This is a genomic window from Neorhizobium petrolearium (assembly GCF_029854435.1).
Classification (GTDB): Bacteria; Pseudomonadota; Alphaproteobacteria; order Rhizobiales; family Rhizobiaceae; genus Neorhizobium; species Neorhizobium petrolearium.
The window spans coordinates 2,506,427-2,525,873 of sequence record NZ_CP123000.1; the positions used below are offsets into that span (position 1 = coordinate 2,506,427).

A 19,447-nucleotide genomic window follows, 5' to 3' on the forward strand; every position below is an offset into this window, starting at 1 on the left:
GCAAGCGGCTTATATTCATTAGCCGGCAATTGAAAATCGCCACCCGTTCGCCTTTGAATGAGGAGCATTCGCGTGGAGTCCACCATCGTCATCATCAATCTCCTGGGTGCAGTCGCCTTGCTGCTCTTCGGTCTTGCACAAGTGAAGGATGGCGTGACGCGGGCTTTCGGCGCCCGGCTGAGGAGCAGTCTCGCCACCGGCACCCGCAGCGGTTTGCGCTCCTTCGTCTCGGGTCTTGCGGCCACGATTGCCCTGCAAAGTTCCACTGCCACCGCACTCACCGTCGCTTCTTTCGCCGAGCGCGACCTGATCCGCCCGCGCATGGCGCAAATCGTGCTGCTCGGTGCCAATGTCGGAACCGCAATTACCGCCTGGCTGGTCGCGACCGGCATCGAATGGCTTTCGCCGCTGATCATCCTCATCGGCCTCGTTCTCCGTCGCGGCAACTCCGGCACGCGGCAGGGCGCCGGTACGGCGCTCATCGGTGTCGGCCTCATGCTGCTGTCGCTGCACCTGCTTGGGCTTGCGACCGAGCCCATGCGCCAGTCGCCGGCGCTTGCCGCCTTCATCGGCCTCCTCGACAATGCCTGGCCCGTCGCACTCATCGTCTCCGCAGCTCTTGCCTTCGTCTCCTCGTCCAGCCTCGCAACGATCGTGTTGATCCTGTCGCTCGCCTCGACGGGAATCCTCTCGACCGGTCTCGTCATCGTACTGGTTCTCGGCGCCAATCTCGGCGGCGCCGTCCCGCCGGTCATTGCCACGCTTTCCGGTCCCGCAGCAGCAAGGCGCATCACGCTCGGGAACCTGATCGTTCGGGCCATAGGCTGTGCGATCGCTCTGCCGCTTGCCGGCTTTGGCGCCGACATCCTGCAATCCCTGCCGCTTTCGCCGCAAAAACTGCCGGTCGACGCCCACCTCGCCTTCAATATCCTGCTGGCGCTGATTGCCTGGCCTTTCTCAGGCCTGCTGTCGGACATGACCACACGTCTCGTCCCGGCCGATCCGGAAGTCGAAAACGGCCCGCGCTTCCTCGATCCGCAGGCACTCGAAAATCCCGTCATGGCGCTCGCCAATGCCACGCGCGAAGTGCTCGGCGTCGGCGACGTGATCGAACGCATGCTGATCCGGGCGGAAAACGCCTTCAAGCACAACGACCTTGCCCCGCTTGCCGAGATTGCCGTCCTGGAGAAGCGTGTCGATCGCCTCCAGCAGGAGGTGAAGATCTACCTCTCGAAGCTCGGTCGCCAGGGCCTCGACGATGAGAGTGCGCGCCGGTCCATCGCCATTATCGACTATGCCATCAATCTCGAACATATCGGCGACATCATCGAGAAGGGAGTGTGCGAGCAGGTGAGCAAGAAGGTCACGAGTGGCCTGAAATTTTCCGACGACGGGTACCAGGAGCTGGAGAGCCTGTTCAACCTGACGATCGACAACCTGCGCACCGCCCAGACCATCATCGTGACGGGCGACTTCAATCTCGCCCGCCAGCTCATGGAGATCAAGGTGGACGTCCGCCGGCTGGAGAAGCGCTCCTCCGAGCGGCATCTGGAGCGTCTGCGGGACGGGAAGATGGAAAGTCTCCAGACCAGTTCCTTGCATCTCGACATGCTGCGCGACCTGAAGCGCATCAACGCCCATATCGTCTCGGTCGCCCACCCGATCCTCGATGACAGCGGCGTGCTGATCGAAAGCCGGCTGCGCTACGCCGAGCCACACAATTGAGGTTTTAGAAGTCATGAGCGGCCTCCTTCGGCTCTCAGTGGGATCCGCGGCGTAAGCCTCGCCGCCAAGGAAGCGAAAGCAGCAACCAGCATCGCGACGCCCGCCAAAGCATAGGTGGCTGCAAAGCCGTTCGAGCCGATGGCCGGCTGCGAAAGGATCGGCGACAGGAATTGGCCGCTGAAAATGCCTGCGACGAGCAGGCCCGATATCCGGCCTCTCAGGTGCGGCGGCGCGATCATCATCGCGGCGCCGGCAAAATTCGGCATGATCGTGCCCATGCCTATCCCCGAGACCGCCATTGCGAACAGGATGCCGTTATAAGCTTCCGCAAAGGACAGCAGGACGAAGGCGGACCCCATCGATCCGAAGGCGAGCGCGAAAACGCCCATCACGCCGAAAGCCTGCCGGAACCGGGCAAAGACCAGCGAAGCGACGATGCCGACCAGTTGCCCGAGGCCGATCGCCATGCCGGCAAGACTGGGAGCTTCGAGCCCCATCGATTTCAGATAGAAGGGAAGCTGTGTCGGGATCATGTAAAAGCAGATCATGTTGAAGATCGCCCCGGCAAGCAGGATCGCAAGCAGCATGACCCGACGCGGTCCGAGCCCATCCCGCGGCATCGCCGCCTGTCCCGCGACCGTGCGCACTGGTTCACGGATGAAGAGGAGTGCTGCCGGCAGGAGCAGGAAGGCCAGCGCATAGATCAGGAATGGCGCCCGCCAATGAAGCTCGGCGAGAAATCCGCCCCCGGTCAGGAAGATCGTGCCGCCGATGCCGACAAAGGCCTGCTGCAGGCCCATGTAGCGGTCTCGGGCGGGGCCCGCGAAGTAATCACCGACCAGCGCCGTGCCCGTCGTCATGATCCCTCCGACCGCGATGCCGAGGATTGCCCGGCCGATCAGCAGGCCTGTCAGGCTGTCGGCGACAAGCCCGGAGCAGCCGGCAAGCGCAAAGAACACAAGGGCAGCGACCAACATCGGCTTGCGGCCGTGACGGTCGATAACAAGACCTGCGATCGGCGAGAAGACGGCGATGAACAGTGCCGGCAGGGTCAGCACCAGCCGGCTCAGCAGTTCGACATTCGGTATATCGGAAAAGCGTGCGGCAATGCCGGGCAGAGAGGCGGAAATCGTCGCACCCGACATGATCGTCAGCGTACTGACCGAAAGCAGGGTCGCGTTACGGCCGAATTCTGACGCAGGCCGCACTACCAAGGACGCATTCTTACGGGCGGGCATCACGCGACCTCCTCCAGAACCACCGTTTCCCGGCCGGCCTTGAGTGTCACCGCCCACCAGGAAAGCTGCTTTGCCAGGCGCTCAAGCTGACGGATCGTCCGCTCGGGATCGCGGACGTCGCCGTTTTCGTCAAAACGCTCGACGGCATGCGGGAAACTGAGGGTCTCGCGGATGGTAGCGGCACCGAGCTCGGCAAAGACCTGCCGCAACTGCTCGATCGCACGCAAGCCTCCGGAGATACCGCCATAGGAGACGAAGGCGACCGGCTTTCCCCACCACGGCCGATAAAAGCTGTCGATCAGTTCCTTCAGTGCAGCCGTATAACCGTGGTTGTATTCCGGCGTCACGATGAGGAAGGCATCGGCACGGGCAAGATCGCGCGCGATCCGGCTTTCTGCTTCGGCTCTGACGATGCGCGATTCCGCGATGAGATCAGCTGGATCGACGAGGACGATATCGGCGGCAACCATGTCCGGCAGGCGGGCGAGGATCCAGTCGACGACCGTATCGCAGAAACGGCCTTCGCGGGCGCTGCCATAGATCAGCGCCAGGGTGAATTTTGTCTTCATCAGACAATTGCTCCCGGGTTTCGGTTCGAGGGAGCATCTGCTATAAAACCTCAAGTAATATTGAGGTCAATAGCGGTGATGAAGAAAAATCCGGACGGACGCATTCCCCTTGAGCTGACGGTCGGCGAAGTCGCCGAACGCAGCGGTGTGGCAGTCTCCACGCTGCATTTCTACGAAACCAAGGGACTGATCAAAAGCTGGCGCAACCGCGGCAACCAGCGGCGCTATCCCCGCGTGGTGCTGCGCCGGGTCGCCGTCATCAAGGTGGCGCAGCGTACAGGTATCCCGCTTGCCGACATCGCCGAGGCGCTGGCCGTCCTGCCGCATGACCGACCGCTGACCGCGAAGGACTGGCAGCGCCTTTCGGAAACCTGGAAGCAGCAGCTCGACGCCCGGATCGCCAGCCTCACCGCGCTGCGCGACCAACTGACCGGCTGCGTCGGCTGCGGCTGCCTGTCGATGCAGGACTGTCCGCTTAGGAATCCCCATGATGAGCTCAGCGAGAAAGGGGCAGGTCCGGTCCTGCTGGAACCGTAAATGGAGCTCGAGAACCTTTTGTCGCAGCCTGAAATTGCGGTTGGCACTGCAGCATGTTTGTGAGAAGCTCTACTTTGAATGCATATCACGAACGAACGGCAACCGGGCGAGGCCACCATGTTCCCTACCGCATTCACCCACAACCTGACGCAGTTTGCGCGAACTTTAAGCTTTCCCGAGCGTCTGCAGAAGACGCCGCTTCGCAATTTGTCGCTGGAGACGCTGCGGCAGCGAAACACGACGCTCGACTCCCTCTTCTATGACGTCAAGACCGTGACGCCGGAGGAAGCTTTCTACATCAGCGACTCGCTTGCGGCCGAGGGGGCGATCCTGATCGTACCGCCGTCGGGCGACGCGCCCTTGAAACTCTATGACACGCTCGACGAATTCATCCTCGATGGCGGGCTGGAAATCGACATCCTCGCCGTCGCGGGCGTCGGCAGTTCCGCCCTCGGTTCGGCTGCCTTTGCCCGCAATATTGCAGATGCCGCGGGCCGGTCTGCAGCCGTCGTCGTGTCAGGCTACGGTTTAGCCGATGTGGTGACGGAAGCGCTCGGCGGCCATTTCCTGTTTGGTTACTTGAACAACATCCGCCATTCATTTGAAATACTGGACGAATTCTCAGGAAGGCCTAAATTCGGGGCCGCGCCGTATCTCAGCGGTGAGCGACTGACCGGCAGTAGTCTCGACACGCAAACGGTCAGAGCCATGCTGGGCGATCCCCGTCTCTCCTTCCGCCTGCTGACCGGCCATTCGAAGGGCAACCTGGTGCTTTCCGAAGCGCTGTACGATCTTCAGAAAACCGATCGGCCGGCGGCGGAAAAGCTCGCGCGTCAGGCAAAGATCGTCACCTTCAGCGCCCGGATCGCCATGCCGCCACTGTTTTCCGACGTTATCGACGTGATGGGCGAATGGGACTGGTTCGGCGAGATCAATTCCCGTGCTTTCATCGCCAACGACGAAGTGATCCCGCAGGCCTGGCATCACACCAATACGGATCTGCCGAACCATCTGCCGGTCACGGCTGTCCTTCGAGAGATTTTGGCTCGAATGGCGGCGGCGGACAGGAAGAAAACCGTCGAACCCGCTCCGCCGGAACAAGCGGTGTCGATCGAAGAACGAGCCGGCGCGGTCCAGCCGTCCGCTGCCGAAGAAACGCCGGAAGAGCCCCCGCCGGCAACTCCGGCCATGAACTCAACAGCGCGGCGTCCGGTTTCAACGCTGCACCGGACATCACGGCAGAACCGGCGGACCCGTTCCAAGCCGAGCTGAGAAACTGGTTTAGTCAGATCTGTCAGGGAAATATCGCGAGCAACCGGCACACGCCGGTGACCGATTTCCAGGTGGTGATATCAATCCGCGCTCGGCAGACGCCGCATTGTGAATTCAATGCGGTCGCCATCGACCTGGCGCCAGCTTTCCACCTCGGTCCAATAGGCAGCTTTCGGAAATGCATCGAACCACTCACGTGCCTTTTGGCGCGCTTCCTCCCGCGACAGCAGGAAGGTTTCCCGCACGAACATCCCCGAACGCTCGCCGGCCTTCTCCTTCCGGTGTCGTTCGATCCTGCGTTTCAGCCCGTCGAGCGGCGGGGGTGTGAATTTCGCCATAAAAGCCTCTGATCCGCACCTATCCAGAGAGTTAGGATAGTGTTTAAGAACATGCTTTGCGAGTCTGATTTTCCATCCGCGATAAGCAATGGAATGGTTTGCGAAAGCCATAACTGCTAATGCCTGACGAAGGAAAAGCGCGAATCGCCAAGGGGATGGCGAAAGGAATCGACGACATGGAACGGCCGGTACTTCCCAAGGGGTTGCCTGAAGACATCGAGGAGAAGAAGGCGACAGCCAAAGCTTGGTTCGAGAGCCTGCGCGACACGATCTGCGCATCCTTTGAAACGCTGGAGGATGAACTCGCCGGCCCCCTTTCGGATCTGGAGCCCGGCCGCTTCACGAAAAAGGACTGGCTGCGCGAAGGCGGTGCTGGTGGCGGCGGCCGGATGTCGATGATGGAAGGCCGCGTCTTCGAAAAGGTCGGCGTCCATACATCCACCGTCCATGGCGAATTCTCGCCCGACTTCCGCACCCAGATCCCCGGCGCGGAAGAGGACCCGAGTTTCTGGGCTTCCGGCATCTCGCTGATCGCCCATCCGGTCAATCCCAATGTTCCTGCCGTGCATATGAATACCCGCATGGTGGTGACGTCCAGCCAGTGGTTCGGCGGCGGCGCGGACCTGACGCCGGTGCTCGACCGTCGCCGCACTCAGACGGACCCGGACAGCGCTCTCTTCCATCGGGTGATGGAAATCACCTGCAGCCGCCATGCGGATGTCGCCGATTACGGCCGCTACAAGGCGTGGTGCGACGACTATTTCTTCCTGAAGCACCGCAATGAGCCGCGCGGCATCGGCGGCATCTTCTTCGACTGGCTTCATTCGGAAGAGGAAAAAGGCGGTTGGAGCGCGGATTTCGCTTTCGTGCAGGATGTCGGCCGGGCCTTCAATCTCGTCTATCCAAGGATCGTGCGTTCCAATTTCAACCAACCCTGGACCGAAGAGGATCGCGACGAGCAGCTCATCCGCCGCGGCCGCTACGTGGAATTCAACCTGCTTTATGACCGCGGCACGATCTTCGGATTGAAGACCGGCGGCAACGTGGAGTCCATCCTCTCTTCGCTGCCTCCGGTTGTAAGGTGGCCTTAGACGCCCCTGGTCGGGAAATCACAGAGGATCAACTTTCGGATATTCAAGCCGCCCAAACATCTCACAATTGATAAATGCGATATCCGAATTGGTTCGCAGGTGTTACCTTCTTTGCGGTTGCACGGAGGAGGATCGCCATGACCACGCCGAACAGCATGCCAATTCCAGATATGTCCATCGCCAGGGATATGTCCCGTCCCCTCGATACCCCTGAAATGATCGATCGGCTCGCCACCGAAATGCGAGTGAAAAGCGGCGGTGAACTGCCCCAATCCTTCTGTATCGAGCAGGTGAAACGCCAGCTCTCGGGCAAGTTCCCCAAAGCTTCGGCCGCCAATGACGAGCCGGCACAGATGAAGCCAGCGGAACAGCCCTCCGTCTTTCACGCCTGGGCGCTCTCCGAATAGAAGGGAGGGAACGGTCGGTCCCCTTGTGGAGTTATGAGGGCAGAGGCGGGAGGAAAAGAGGAGTTCCTGCCGTCTCCAGGTCCAACGACAGCAGGAGGAAATAAGATGCGACTGTTCGAATGCGGCACGCTTGTGCCCGGTTGCCAGTGGCATACCCGCGCCGATGAGGACGCCGAAGTGGTCCGCCGCGCTGTGGAGCACATGCGCATGGCCCATGGCGAGGAGATCATTCGCGAAAACATGGTCGAGAATATCAAGGCACGCATCCGTGATGAAGGCGGTGCTGCGGCAGCCTGACGGACAGCGAAGCTGACTTAAGGCGAATTGCGGATCATCTCGTCGAGCCGGGCGGCAAGCGCCGCCCGGTCGGGCGTGAAGTTGCGCTCGACCCAGAAATCTTCCAGGTTCTTCAGGAATTCCCCGACCCGTTTGCCCGGCGGTACTCCGGTCGCGACGATATCGGAACCGCTGAGAGGAAAGGCTGGCTTTTCGTATTTCTCGGCCCGTTTCAGGAGGGTCGAAAGCCGCGCCGATCGGCGCATTGCCGCCGGGTCGCCGCTCTTCGCCCCTGCCCGCTCGACCGAAAGCCCCAGCTTCAGCCGCATGATCACGCCTTCCGCGCCATGGCGGTAAAGCAGCCGGTCGAACGCCACATCGGCTATCTCGTCCGGCGGCATGGGCGTGCTGGCCCAGTTCGTCAAGCGCGCGCCCTCCGCATTCGACATCCTGAGCCGCTTTGCCATGGCCTCCAGCCGCTCGGCATCGGGCGGCACGATCGCCGCAAGCCTGAGCATCGGGTCAGGCGCCCAGCCGAGCGCCTGCTCGACCGAAACGAGACCGTGAATATTGTCGATGCCCCATTTCTCCGTCTCGGGAAGGATTTCGGTGAGTACGCCGACCTGCCGCATCCACAGAAGCGCCCGGGAAGGATCGGCGGCCGAAAGCAGTTTCTTCGTCTCCGACCAGATGCGTTCGGCCGACAGCGTCGAGAGCTTGTCCTTGGCACGCGCGCAGGCACGTAAGCCATCCGCATCCGGCCGGCCGGAACCGTAATGGGCGAAAAATCGGAAGAAGCGCAGAATGCGAAGGTAATCCTCCGCGATCCGCTGACCCGCATCACCGATGAACCTTATCGTCCGCGTCTCGATGTCCGGCAGGCCACCGACGAGGTCAATCACCGTACCGTCCGCGGTCGCGTAAAGTGCATTGATCGTCAGGTCCCGGCGCTCGGCGTCCTCCTGCCAGCCGGTGCCGAAGGCGACCTTGGCATGCCGGCCATCGGTCTCCACGTCCCGGCGCAGCGTCGTCACCTCGAAGGCGTGGTGGTCGATCACCAGCGTCACCGTGCCGTGCTCGATGCCGGTCGGCACCGTTTTGATACCGGCTTTTTTTGCGCGCTCTACAACGTTTTCCGGCAGAAGCGTGGTCGCGATGTCGATATCGGCGACCGGCAGGCCCATCAACGCGTTGCGCACCGCGCCGCCTGCAACGCGGGCCTCGCCATCGGCGTTAAGCATCGCGAGAACGCGCTGCAGAGCCTGATCGTGGAACCAGGCCTCGCCCGCGACGGAGGTCATGCCCAGGGTCATGCATACAGCCTTTCATATAGCGTGCGCAGAATGCCGGCGGTAATACCCCAGATGTTCCGCTCCTCATAGGGCATGAGATAGAAATGCCGTTCCGTACCGTTCCATTCGCGGCTGCCACGCTGATGGTTCGCCTCGTTCATCAGGAAGGAAAGCGGCACTTCGAAAACGTCGTCCACCTCGGCCGGATTGGGCTTCAGCTCGAAGCCGCGCCTCACCACCGAGAGCACCGGCGTGATACGAAAGCCGGTCGCCGCATAATAGGTAGGGAGCCTCGACAGCGGTTCGACGAAGGACCGATCGAGGCCGATCTCCTCCTCCGCCTCACGCAAAGCTGCCTGTTCCGGAGAAATGTCTTCCGGATCGATGGCTCCGCCGGGAAAGGCAATCTGGCCGGAATGTTTCCTGAGGTTCGATGTCCGCTGCGTGAGGATCACGTGAGCCTCATCGCCATCGTCGACGACCGGCACCAGCACGGCTGCATCCTTCAGCTTCAGCTCTGCCGCAAGATCGACCAGTGTTGGATTGAGCAGATGATCGCCATGGTCGCGCCAGGCATGGTCGATCGGACCGCCATTCTGGTTCAGCGCCCGGCGACGGAACTCACCGGCGGAATAAAGAGGGTATTCCTTCATCGTGATAACGCGTCCAGTTCAGCCTCGGGCATGACGGGAAAAACCTCCCCTCCCGAGCGGACGGAAAACATCGGCTCACCGTCTACCACGATCGTCTCACCAAGTTCCACGAGATCGTACATCACCGGCCGCGAGACGAGTGCCTCCAGCCGGCCGCGCACCAGGAGGTACGGTTTGAGCTCGCGGTTCTCGCCGGCGATCGCAAAGCGCAGCGGATGCTCCGCGCCAGCCTCCACCACGTCACCGACATTTGTTCGGAACGTGAGGATCCGGTCTCCCTCACGCTGCGTGACCTGCATCTCGACGGCCAGGAAGGGCGCGTCCGCGACCCTGATGCCGACTTTTTCCACAGGTGTTACGAGGTAGGTTTTGCCATCCTCGTCCTTGCGCAGGACGGTCGAAAACAGCCTGACGAGCGGTGCCCGGCCGATCGGGGTTCCCATGTAAAACCACGTGCCATCGGCCCGGATTTCCATGTCGATATCGCCGCAAAAGGGTGGATTCCATTTCTCCACCGGCGGCAGGCCGCGCTTTTCCGCACCGGCCTGCTCGGAAGCACGCGAAATCAGGGCTGCGAGCCCCGCAGCATCGGGTGCCGAATTTATCGTCTGCGCCGCCATCTTTCAGTCCCGGTTCGACCGTAATCATTCAAGGAAGCAATCGTCCCTCACGAGATAGTCATTCGAAACGTGCTTGTCAGCCATATTTCGGGGAATAAGTTTGATCGGATGAGGTGCGTGCTGCGGCGCAGCGATTCGCCCCCGGGAGATGAAACCCGGTCTTGAAAGGCCTGCCAGTCCTGATTTGATGGAGAGCGATATGGGCATGATGAATTCCACCGAAACCGTTCTCGATGAGAAAGCCGTCATCGCCGCTGCCGAAAATGCCCTCTCCGATATCGCCGCTATCCGTGCCGAAGTCGCAAAAGTGATTTTCGGCCAGGAAAAAGTGGTCGAAAACACGCTGCTCGCCGTGCTCTCCGGCGGCCATGCGCTGCTCGTCGGCGTACCCGGCCTCGCCAAGACAAAGCTTGTGGCGACGCTCGGCGCGGTCCTCGGCCTCGGCTCCAACCGTATCCAGTTCACGCCGGACCTGATGCCTTCCGACATTCTTGGCTCGGAAGTCATGGATACCGACGATACCGGCCGCCGCTCCTTCCGCTTCGTCAAGGGCCCGGTCTTCGCCCAACTCCTGATGGCCGACGAGATCAACCGCGCCTCGCCGCGCACGCAGTCGGCGCTGCTGCAGTCCATGCAGGAATATCACATCACGGTCGCCGGCCAGCGCTACGACCTGCCGGCCCCCTTCCACGTGCTCGCGACCCAGAACCCGCTGGAGCAGGAAGGCACCTATCCCTTGCCGGAAGCCCAGCTTGACCGCTTCCTGCTGCAGGTCGACGTTCTCTATCCGGAACTCGCCGCCGAGCGGCAGATTCTGCTTGAAACCACCGGCCTTTCGGAAGCCAAGCCGCGCGGCATTATCGATGCGGCCCGCCTTCAGGAAATCCAGATGCTCGTCCGCCAGATGCCCGTAAGCGACAAGGTGGTCGACGCCATCCTCTCGCTGGTACGCTCCGCTCGCCCCGGCCACGGCAATGCGACGACGGACAAGAACGTAGCCTGGGGTCCTGGCCCGCGTGCCGGCCAGTCGCTGATGCTGACGGCCCGCGCCCGCGCGCTTTATGAAGGCCGCCTGGCCCCCTCGCTCGACGATATCTACGCGCTTGCCGAACCGGTGCTCGAACACCGCATGGCGCTGACCTTTGCGGCGCGTGCCGAAGGAATGTCGGTGCGCGACGTCATCGCCGGCCTGGTAAAGCAGGCCCGTGGGTAACGTCCGGCGGCTCAGAAAGGACAATGCGTGGCATCCATCGGCCAGATCGTAGAGCAGACACCGAGTAGCGAAGTTCTCTCCCGCGCCCAGGCGCGTGCCGCACTGGTTCCGGACTGCATGGTGGAGGCAAAGCGCATAGCCAACACGGTGATCGCCGGCTGGCATGGCCGCCGCAAGCGCGGCATGGGCGAGAATTTCTGGCAGTTCCGGCCCTATGCTGAGGGTGAGAGCCTGTCGCGCATCGACTGGCGCCGCTCTGCTCGCGACGACCATACCTATGTCCGGGATCGCGAATGGGAAGCTGCCCATACCGTGTGGCTCTGGGCCGACATGTCGCCGTCAATGATGTATAAATCGACGTTCGCGCACGTCTCCAAGGAAAGCCGCGCATTGGTGCTGATGCTGGCGCTTGCCGAAATCCTCGCCCGCTCCGGCGAGCGTATCGGGTGTCCTGGCATCATGGAACCTGTTTCTGCACGAAATGCCGCCGAGCGGCTGGCCGCCGCCATCATGCACGCACCGCTGACAACCGGACTGCCGGAAACAAGCATGATCCGGGGCCAGAGCGATATCGTCCTGATAGGCGATTTCCTCGATGACGCCGACAAGGTCATGGAACGCATCGCGCCGCTTGGCCGCCGCGGCCTGCGCGGCCATGTCGTCGAGATCGCCGATCCGGCCGAGGAAACCTTCCCTTATGCCGGCCGCACGGAATTCACCGATCCGGAGACCGGTGAGAAACTCGTCTCCGGCCGCGCCGAGATGATCCGAGAGGATTATCAGCGCGCCTATCTCGCCCGTCGCGAGGCTCTGGGTGAAGCACTGCGCCGCCTCGGCTGGAGCTTCGTCTTCCACCGGACCGACCATCTCGCATCCGAGGCGCTGGCTGCCGTGCATGGCTATCTCTCCGGCATGCCGGCCCAGAAGCCAGGCGGGCTGCAATCTGGCGGAGGCATGCCATGATGAGCGCACTCGCCTTTGCAAACCCGGCCATTCTCTTCGGCCTGATCGCACTGCCGATTATCTGGTGGCTGCTGCGGCTGACCCCGCCCCGCCCGAAGACGGAGGTTTTTCCGCCGCTGAGGATCCTGGCAAGCGTGCTGAAACGCGAGGAGACGCCCTCAAAGAGCCCCTGGTGGCTGACGCTTCTCAGGATGCTGCTCGCGGCCGCGGTCATCCTGGCGATCGCCGATCCGGTCATGAATCCGCGTGCCAACTCGTTGAACGCCGGCGGGCCGCTGGTGCTCGTCATCGACAACGGCTGGGCGACCGCTGCCGATTGGGAGCGCCGCGTCGAGACCGCCGACCTCCTGATCGACGATGCGGAAAGCGCCGATGTACCCGTTTCGATCGCCTTTACCGCCGATGCGAGTCACGAACCTGTGCCCGGCACGGCTGCGGCAGCCCGTGACAAGCTTGCTGCCGCAAGCCCCAAACCGCTGGTGCCGGATCGCGCCCGCGCCGCTGAAGCCGTCAGCGAGGCCATGAACGGCACCCGCCCCGGTACGCTTGTCATCCTTTCCGACGGCATGGCAGCCGCAGGGGACAATGAGGCCCTGTCGGCACTTGCCGCCCTCTCTCCTACCGATATGCGCCTGATCGAGGGCGACGGCCACAGCGCCGTCGCGCTGACCGATGCAGTCAACAATGCCGGCGCCATGTCTGTCACCGCGACACGCCTTTCGACCTCGGCGCAGCAGCTGTTGACCGTCAATGCGCTCGACACGCAGGGCCGCGCGCTTGCCTCTGGCATGCTCGAATTTGCCGCCGGTGCGGCGACCGCCACCGCCGAGATCGCCTCCCCCTTTGAATTGCGCAACGATTTCGCGCGGCTGAACATCGAGGGCCTTGCCACGGCCGGCTCGGCACACCTGCTCGATGACGGTTTCAAGCGCCGGCGGATTGCGCTGCTGGCTGGCGAAAGCGGCAGCGATTTCCAGCCGCTTCTTCAGCCGCTCTATTACATCAGCCGCGCGCTGCAGCCTTATGCGGACATCATTCAGCCGAACACGGCCGACCTGTCCGTCTCCATTCCGCAAATCCTCGAGGGCAATCCCTCCGCCATCATCATGGCCGATATCGGCCGCTTGCCGGCCGAAACCTATGCACCACTGCAGCAATGGATTTCCCGTGGCGGCACGCTGATCCGTTTCGCCGGCCCGCGCCTCGCCGCCGCTCCCGCCGACGATCCGCTGGTACCGGTCATCCTTCGCCAGGGCGAACGAGCGCTTGGTGGTGCCATGTCGTGGTCCGAACCCCAGTCGCTTGCAGACTTCCCGAGCTTCGGCCCCTTTGCCGGCATGCCACGTGCCGCCGATATCACCGTGACCCGTCAGGTTCTGGCCGAACCGACCCCGGACCTTGCCGAACGCACCTGGGCAAGCCTCGCGGACGGCACGCCGCTGATTACGGAGAAGGAGGTCGAAGCCGGCCGCATCGTGCTCTTCCACACGAGCGCGGAGGCGACCTGGTCGAACCTGCCGCTCTCCGGTAATTTCGTTGAGATGCTGCGCCGCCTCGTCCAGCTTGCCCGTGCCGGAGGTGCGGCGTCTTCAGGAACCGGCACCGATGGCGCGACCGTGACGCTGCCGCCCTACCGGCTGCTGACCGCCGACGGCATCCTGACGACGGAAACCGGCACGGCACGGCCGATCCCGATCGCAGCCGGTGAGACACCGGTCGCAAGCTTCGATCATCCACCGGGCCTCTATGGCACGGAGGACGGATTCACTGCCGTCAACCTGCTTGCGCCGAAAACCGTGATTGCCCCCTTCGATACGGCTGCCGCCGGCAGGCCGGTCGTCCTCGAGGGTCTGGCTGGCGGAGAGGCCGTGTCACTTCGTCCGGCACTCTTTGCCGCCGCCTTTGCACTGCTGGTACTGGATAGTCTCGTCGTGCTCTTCATGAACGGTGTCTTCTCCCGCGTTCCGCGCGGCCCACGACCGAGCCGCGGGGCTGCCGCCGCTGCGATCGCTGCCCTCGCCTTCGGCCTTTTCGCCTTTGCGCCCGGCCAGACCCTGGCGCAGGAAATGCCGCCCGGTTCGGGCGCCAAGCCTGGCGACGAACAGATCCTCGAACGGCTCGACACCACCCATCTCGCCTACGTCGTCACCGGCGAGGCGGATGTCGACCGTCTCTCCGAACAGGGCATGGAGGGCTTGAGCCAGTTCCTCACCTATCGCACGACGCTGGAGCCCGGCGCACCGGTCGGCCTCGACATCTCCAAAGACGAGCTTTCCTTCTATCCGATCATCTACTGGCCGATTTCCGCCAATGCGCCGATGCCGTCTCAAGCCACGATCTCCCGCATCGACGCCTATATGCGCAACGGCGGCACGGTGCTTTTCGATACACGTGACCAGTATTCGGCGCTCGATGGCGGAGGCACGACACCCAACGGCGAGCGACTTCAGGCGATCCTCGCCAATATCGATATTCCGCCGCTGGAGCCGACGCCGAACGACCACGTGCTGACTCGTTCCTTCTACCTGCTCACCAATTTCCCCGGCCGCTATACCGGCAGCCCGCTCTGGGTCGAGGCGCGGCAGGAGGCCAGGAATACCGGCGCGCAGCTTTCCTCCAGCGGTGATGGCGTGACGCCCCTCCTCATCACCGGCAATGATTTCGCCGGTGCCTGGGCGATCGACACACAAGGGGCACCCGTCATGCCGACCGTACCGCCGGACGAGATGCAGCGCGAGTACGCTTACCGCGCCGGCGTCAACATCATGATGTATATGCTGACCGGCAACTACAAAGCCGACCAGGTGCACGTGCCGGCGCTCCTCGAACGGCTCGGCCAATAAGGAGAGGTGACGATGACCATCGAATTCGCCCCCTTCTTCCCCTGGCCGATCCTTGCCGGTCTCGGCGTACTTGCCCTCATCCTCGCCGCGCTTGCCTTCTGGCGCGGCGTGCGCGGCGCGACGCTGCGGACGCTGGCGCTCGCCGCCCTGCTTCTGGCGCTTGCCAATCCGACGCTGATGCAGGAAGACCGGGAGCAGCTCTCGACCGTCGTGCCGATCATCGTCGACCGCTCCCAAAGCCAGGATACCGCTGGGCGCAAAGAGCAGACCGATGAAGCGCTTGCGAGCCTGCAGGACCGCTTCTCCCGTTACCCGCGCATCGAGACCCGTGTCGTCGAAGTCGCCGATGACGGCGATTCCGACACGCCGTCGACAAAGCTCTTCACCGCTCTGCGCTCCGCGATTTCCGATGTCCCCCCGGCTCGCATCGGCGGCACGGTTTTCCTCACCGATGGCCAGATCCACGATCTTCCCGGCATCAATCAGGATCTCGGCTTCAACGCCCCTGTCCACGGCCTGATCACCGGCCAGCCGGACGAGTTCGACCGCCGCGTCGAAGTGGTGCGGGCGCCGCGTTTCGGCATTGTCGGCGAGGAACAGGAACTCACGCTCCGCGTCTTCGATGACGGCCGCTCCAATGGCGGCACGGCGCAGGTGACGGTGCGGATGAACGGCCAGCAGATCGCCACGCTGCAGGCAACGCCCGGTGCGGAAACGCCCTTCTCCTTCACTGTCCCGCGCGGCGGCAACAACGTCATGGAATTCTCGGTCGCCGAGCTTCCCGGCGAAGTGACGACCGCCAACAACCGTGCCGTCCACGTCATCGACGGCATCCGCCAGAATCTCCGCGTCCTGCTTGTCTCCGGCGAACCGCATGCGGGCGAGCGCGCCTGGCGCAACCTCCTGAAATCCGACGCTTCGGTTGACCTCGTCCACTTCACCATCCTGCGTCCGCCAGAAAAGCAGGACGGTACGCCGATCAACGAACTGTCGCTGATCGCCTTCCCGACCCGCGAGCTCTTCGTCGAAAAGATCAAGGATTTCGACCTGATCATCTTCGACCGTTACAAGCATCGCGGCGTGTTGCCGATCCTCTATTACGATTACATCGCGCAGTATGTGCAGAACGGCGGTGCGCTGCTGATTGCCGCCGGCCCCGAGCATGCCGGCGAGGATTCGATCGCTTCGACGCCCTTGGAACAGGTCCTGCCTGCCGCCCCCACCGGTGAGGTCCACAACGCCGGCTTCTATCCGCATCTATCTGAAGCGGGACAGAAGCATCCGGTCACCCGAGGGCTCGACGGTTCGAACCAGACCCCGCCCTCCTGGGGTCGCTGGTTCCGGACCATCGATGTCGATACGCCGCAGGGCCAGACAGTGATGGAAGGCGACGGCAACCGTCCGCTTCTCGTCCTGAACCGCCAGGGCGAAGGCCGTGTCGCCATGCTGCTCTCCGACCAGGGATGGCTGTGGGCGCGCGGCTTCGAAGGCGGCGGTCCGCACGTCTCGCTCTACCGCCGCATCGCCCACTGGCTGATGAAGGAGCCGGAGCTGGAGGAAGAGGCGCTGACCGCCCGGGCCGTCGGTCGCACGTTGGAAGCAACGCGCCAGACGATCAGAGACGACCCGGGACCTGCGACGATCAGATATCCGTCAGGCCGAACCGAAACCGTGCCGATGACGGCTGCCGGTCCCGGTGAGTACCGGCTGGAGCGCCGCATGGAGGAAACCGGCCTTTTCGAGGTGACCAACGGCCAGTTTTCGACCCTTGTCCATGTCGGTGCGGTCGACGCCCCGGAATTCAAGGCGATGATTTCGACCGAGGAGACTCTGAAACCCTATGCCGACAAGACCCATGGCCTCGTCACCCGTGTCGCGTCGGGATCCGGTGTGTCGTTGCCGGACATCCTGCCCGTCCGCGGCGAGGTGCGCGTCAATGACCCCGACCGTCTGGTGATCCGCCTGACGGACGAGACCGTGCTGCGGGGGATCAACACGCTGCCGCTGTTTGCCGGGTTCGCCGGCCTTGCCGCCCTGCTCCTTGCGGTTTCGGCCATGTGGTGGCGCGAGGGTCGATAGACGGATGTCTCAGTTCGAAGTGACCGCCTCGCCTTGCGCCGAGGATTTGGCTGCGATCGGTGAAGGACTTGCCGCCTTCAACGATGCTGAGGTCGGCCCGTCCGAGCGCAAGCCGCTCGCTGTTCTGATCCGCGATATCGAGGGCAAGGTGATCGGCGGCCTTTCTGGCTATACCGCCTGGGGCTGGCTCTTCACCCAGTGGCTCTTCATTCCCGACGCGTTGCGCGGTGGCGGCATGGCCGGCAAGCTCTTGACGGAAGCCGAACGGGAGGCCCGTGCCCGCGGTTGTCACGGCGCCTGGATCGACACGTTCAGCCCGGTCGCCCGTAAGGCCTATATGCGCCAGGGTTACGAGATTTTCGGTGAGTTGCCCGATTTTCCAAAGGGTCGCACGCGCATCTTCCTAAAGAAGGAGCTTTAAGTTATCCATTCGCGCCTAGGACGAGCAGGCGTTGCCCATGGATATCGAACTGAAACTCATCGAAGGTGTCACGCCGGAGGACGAGGAGATCATCCTCGACCGGCTCAAGGAGTATAATGTCGACACCTTCGGAGGAAGCGGGCGGCGGGAACTCGCCGTGCCGCTTTACAATCCGGATGGTAATCTCGTCGGAGGGTTGACGGGCTATACCGGTCGCGGCTGGCTCTACATTTCGATGCTTTATATCCCCGAGGAGTTGCGCGGCCGAGGCCTTGCCGGTCGGATGCTGGAAATGGCGGAAGCCGAAGCCCACGCCCGTGGCTGCGTCGGCGTCTATATCGACACCATGAACCCTCAGGCGCTCAAGTTGTATCGGAAGCAGGGCTATACCGAGATCGGCAGTCTGAAGGGCCTCACGGGAGGCCATTCGGTGACGTGGCTGGAAAAGCGGTTCTGACTGGATCCGGAAAGGCGTCAGGCGAGCGATGCATGACGCGTTTCCGTATCGATCAGCTGGGCCGCTACGGCGGCGATCACCAGGAGGCCGGCGAATATGCCGATCGTCAGCCCAAGCCCCTGTGCGACGACATAACCCACCAGCGACGGGGCAAGCAGGCCGCCGAGCCGCGCCATGGCGCCCGCCGCCCCCATACCGGTCGCTCGCGAGGTCGTCGGATAGAGTTCCGGCGTATAGGCGTAGAGCGCACCCCAGGTGCCGAGCAGCGCGAAACTCATCAGCAACAGCGCGATCCCGATCAGGAGGGCGAAGGGTGCCATGACGAAAAGCAGGCAGCCGAGCGCTGAAAGCAGACAGAAACCGATCAGCGTCGGCTTGCGCCCCCATTTTTCGACACCGTGGGCGGCGAGTGCGTATCCCGGCAGTTGCGCCAACGCGACCAGCACGAGGAATCCATAGCCGCGCACAAAGCCGAACCCTTCGCTGGCGAGCCTGGCCGGCATCCAGGTGAAGACGCCGTAATAGGAAACCGAAACGAGGAACCAGATCGCCAGGATCATGATGCTGCGCTGGCGCAGTTCCGGGGAAAAGATACCGGTCGCCGCGACAGGAGGCGGCTGAACGAGACTGGTGCCAGAAGCAAGCCGCGGATGACCATTGACGACGAGCATCCGATCGACGATCGCTTTGGCTTCGTCGCTGCGGCCGGAACGCACCAGGTAGAGCGGAGATTCCGGCACGAGGAAACGAAGGCCGACACCGGCGAGCGCAGGAATGGCCGTCACCGCGAAGATATAGCGCCAGGCATCCGCAACACCGGCAAGGCTGGCCGCCCAGGCGGCGAGTGCTACGATCAGCGTTCCGATCGCCCAGAAGCCTTCCAGCAGAACCAGCCAGCGGCCGCGGTTCCTGGCGGGCAAAAATTCCGCCATCATTGCGTAATCGACCGGCAGCGTGCCGCCGACGGCCGCCCCGGTCAGGAAGCGAAGCACGAGCAGGATGGTGAAATCGGGCGCGAAGACGGAAAGCGTGCCGAACAAGGCGTCGCAGGCAACAGTGGCGATCAGCACCCGGCGACGGCCGATCCGGTCGGCAAGCCTGCCGAAGCCCATGGCGCCAAGCAGCATGCCAAGGAAAAAGACCGTACCGGTCTGCAGCGCCTGCGGCACGGTGAGACCGAAGGTCGCTGCGATCGATGCCGCGGTGAAACCGACCGCCAGGACCTGCATCGCATCCGCGGTCCAGACAAGGCCGAAGATTGCCATCAGCCGTCGCTGGTAGGTCCCCGCACCCGCACGGTCGAGCGCCTCATCCATCGTGATAGCCGTCATGCATTTGCCCCCTAGCCCGGCATGTCCCGAAACACGCAGCAGTTTCAGGACACGGAATGCGTTCTGCCGAATCTCGCCGGCAGTCACAGCCGGCGCACCGGTAGAGGCTTAATGGAATTGTC

The 19,447-nt window shown here is 63.0% G+C and carries 19 protein-coding genes; 12 read left to right on the forward strand and 7 right to left on the reverse strand.

The annotated features are described in order from the left end of the window. Positions 1-72 precede the first annotated feature (72 nt). Complete coding sequence (locus tag QEO92_RS12600) at positions 73-1,725, forward strand: Na/Pi cotransporter family protein (protein WP_037148657.1); 1,653 nt, start codon at positions 73-75, stop codon at positions 1,723-1,725. Between the two features lie 11 nt (positions 1,726-1,736). On the opposite strand, the gene QEO92_RS12605 is transcribed toward QEO92_RS12600, so the two are convergent. Continuing rightward, positions 1,737-2,963 carry an MFS transporter gene (locus QEO92_RS12605; protein WP_227703258.1) on the reverse strand — a complete coding sequence of 409 codons (1,227 nt, stop codon included), beginning with the start codon at positions 2,961-2,963 and terminating at the stop codon, positions 1,737-1,739. Then, on the reverse strand, positions 2,963-3,532 hold the full coding sequence (locus QEO92_RS12610; RefSeq protein ID WP_227703259.1) for an NADPH-dependent FMN reductase: 570 nt from the start codon (positions 3,530-3,532) through the stop codon (positions 2,963-2,965). Before QEO92_RS12610 ends, QEO92_RS12605 begins: the two co-directional genes overlap by 1 nt. A gap of 78 nt (positions 3,533-3,610) precedes the next feature. Here QEO92_RS12610 and soxR point away from each other — a divergent pair, with 78 nt between their 5' ends. Both soxR and QEO92_RS12620 read left to right on the forward strand, forming a co-directional pair. Beyond that, positions 3,611-4,069, forward strand: coding sequence for a redox-sensitive transcriptional activator SoxR (gene soxR, locus QEO92_RS12615; RefSeq protein ID WP_265105689.1), 459 nt, complete (start codon positions 3,611-3,613; stop codon positions 4,067-4,069). Between the two features lie 78 nt (positions 4,070-4,147). Next, positions 4,148-5,341: a hypothetical protein gene (locus QEO92_RS12620; protein ID WP_280107515.1), complete on the forward strand. Its 1,194-nt coding sequence runs from the start codon at positions 4,148-4,150 to the stop codon at positions 5,339-5,341. Between the two features lie 80 nt (positions 5,342-5,421). Here the strand turns inward: QEO92_RS12620 and QEO92_RS12625 are convergent, their stop codons facing one another. Next, on the reverse strand, positions 5,422-5,679 hold the full coding sequence (locus tag QEO92_RS12625; protein ID WP_037148052.1) for a hypothetical protein: 258 nt from the start codon (positions 5,677-5,679) through the stop codon (positions 5,422-5,424). Positions 5,680-5,855: 176 nt separating this feature from the next. Between QEO92_RS12625 and hemF the strand changes: the two genes are divergently transcribed. The 3 genes from hemF to QEO92_RS12640 all read left to right on the forward strand — a co-directional run bounded on the left by hemF (position 5,856) and on the right by QEO92_RS12640 (position 7,474). Further along, positions 5,856-6,770: an oxygen-dependent coproporphyrinogen oxidase gene (gene hemF, locus QEO92_RS12630; RefSeq protein ID WP_227703262.1), complete on the forward strand. Its 915-nt coding sequence runs from the start codon at positions 5,856-5,858 to the stop codon at positions 6,768-6,770. 137 nt (positions 6,771-6,907) lie between these two features. Further along, a complete protein-coding gene (locus tag QEO92_RS12635) occupies positions 6,908-7,177 on the forward strand; it encodes a hypothetical protein (protein ID WP_227703263.1) in 270 nt (89 codons plus the stop codon). Between the two features lie 105 nt (positions 7,178-7,282). Further along, positions 7,283-7,474, forward strand: a complete 192-nt coding sequence (locus QEO92_RS12640; protein ID WP_227703264.1) for a DUF1059 domain-containing protein — start codon at positions 7,283-7,285, stop codon at positions 7,472-7,474. A 17-nt stretch (positions 7,475-7,491) separates the two neighbouring features. Here the strand turns inward: QEO92_RS12640 and QEO92_RS12645 are convergent, their stop codons facing one another. From QEO92_RS12645 to QEO92_RS12655, 3 genes are read right to left on the reverse strand one after another with little or no spacing between them, the layout of a single operon-like run. After that, a complete protein-coding gene (locus QEO92_RS12645; protein WP_227705155.1) occupies positions 7,492-8,754 on the reverse strand; it encodes a CCA tRNA nucleotidyltransferase in 1,263 nt (420 codons plus the stop codon). An 8-nt stretch (positions 8,755-8,762) separates the two neighbouring features. Next, positions 8,763-9,398 (reverse strand): CoA pyrophosphatase, encoded by a 636-nt coding sequence (locus QEO92_RS12650; RefSeq protein ID WP_037148058.1) that lies wholly within the window; start codon positions 9,396-9,398, stop codon positions 8,763-8,765. Beyond that, positions 9,395-10,018, reverse strand: a complete 624-nt coding sequence (locus QEO92_RS12655) for a DUF1285 domain-containing protein (RefSeq protein WP_227703265.1) — start codon at positions 10,016-10,018, stop codon at positions 9,395-9,397. The genes QEO92_RS12650 and QEO92_RS12655 overlap by 4 nt, the downstream gene beginning before the upstream one ends. A gap of 199 nt (positions 10,019-10,217) precedes the next feature. Between QEO92_RS12655 and QEO92_RS12660 the strand changes: the two genes are divergently transcribed. From QEO92_RS12660 to QEO92_RS12685, 6 genes are read left to right on the forward strand one after another with little or no spacing between them, the layout of a single operon-like run. Next, positions 10,218-11,231, forward strand: a complete 1,014-nt coding sequence (locus QEO92_RS12660; RefSeq protein ID WP_037148063.1) for an AAA family ATPase — start codon at positions 10,218-10,220, stop codon at positions 11,229-11,231. A 27-nt stretch (positions 11,232-11,258) separates the two neighbouring features. Further along, positions 11,259-12,194, forward strand: a complete 936-nt coding sequence (locus tag QEO92_RS12665; protein ID WP_037148065.1) for a DUF58 domain-containing protein — start codon at positions 11,259-11,261, stop codon at positions 12,192-12,194. Continuing rightward, complete coding sequence (locus QEO92_RS12670; RefSeq protein WP_227705156.1) at positions 12,194-15,037, forward strand: DUF4159 domain-containing protein; 2,844 nt, start codon at positions 12,194-12,196, stop codon at positions 15,035-15,037. Before QEO92_RS12665 ends, QEO92_RS12670 begins: the two co-directional genes overlap by 1 nt. 12 nt (positions 15,038-15,049) lie before the next feature. Continuing rightward, a complete protein-coding gene (locus tag QEO92_RS12675; protein WP_227703266.1) occupies positions 15,050-17,116 on the forward strand; it encodes a hypothetical protein in 2,067 nt (688 codons plus the stop codon). Positions 17,117-17,120: 4 nt separating this feature from the next. Then, positions 17,121-17,537 carry a GNAT family N-acetyltransferase gene (locus QEO92_RS12680; RefSeq protein ID WP_227703267.1) on the forward strand — a complete coding sequence of 139 codons (417 nt, stop codon included), beginning with the start codon at positions 17,121-17,123 and terminating at the stop codon, positions 17,535-17,537. A gap of 37 nt (positions 17,538-17,574) precedes the next feature. After that, entirely contained in the window at positions 17,575-17,994 is a 420-nt protein-coding gene (locus QEO92_RS12685) for a GNAT family N-acetyltransferase (protein ID WP_227703268.1), read from the forward strand. A 17-nt stretch (positions 17,995-18,011) separates the two neighbouring features. Here the strand turns inward: QEO92_RS12685 and QEO92_RS12690 are convergent, their stop codons facing one another. Next, positions 18,012-19,325, reverse strand: a complete 1,314-nt coding sequence (locus QEO92_RS12690) for an MFS transporter (RefSeq protein WP_227703269.1) — start codon at positions 19,323-19,325, stop codon at positions 18,012-18,014. Positions 19,326-19,447: the final 122 nt, after the last annotated feature.